The 592-nt window shown below is 43.2% G+C and carries 1 protein-coding gene; it reads right to left on the minus strand.

From position 1 onward, the window contains the following. A partial coding sequence (locus tag PAND9192_RS20455; RefSeq protein ID WP_144018122.1) for a hypothetical protein occupies positions 1-592 on the minus strand: 592 nt, incomplete at both ends.

A 592-nucleotide genomic window follows, 5' to 3' on the forward strand; every position in this document is an offset into this window, starting at 1 on the left:
CCATCCTTTATATGGATCTCTAATTGACCCGTATTACTGCTATCACCATCATCATCCGTGGCCACCACACCAAGCTCAATATTAACGCTATCACCTGCTGCATTATCTTGTTCAATCGGTTGATGTTGTTCAACAATATAACTGCCATCATTACCAATTGTGATCGTTAGAACCGCTTCACCATCATTTGTGCCACCGTCAATCACGACCTTAATCTCATTACCATCAACGCTATAACGGGTCGCTTGATTATTTGAGACAATGCCATCAAGTGATGGCTGAGACTGAGCAAAATCAATATGCGCAATGTCATCAGAGCCCACATCTAATGGGATCTTACCGCTGGCTGTTACCCCTGTTTCGGTTTCAACAATGGTGGTACCTTTATCAGTACCAAATTCAGGATTAGCGCCATCTTTAATCGTCACAACCACATCAACGGGTTGTTGCAATGCATCACCATCCGTATCTTGCATTTGAACAGGTACATTAATGGTAAGATCACCGCCATTAACATCAACATAAGTACCGTCGGCACTCAAATGATCTAGCGGTAATTGCTGAGTAATCGACATCTCGACGCTGACATCAC

Origin of the sequence: Photobacterium andalusiense (assembly GCF_900185625.1) — a bacterium.
In the GTDB taxonomy this organism is placed as follows: Bacteria; Pseudomonadota; Gammaproteobacteria; order Enterobacterales; family Vibrionaceae; genus Photobacterium; species Photobacterium aquimaris.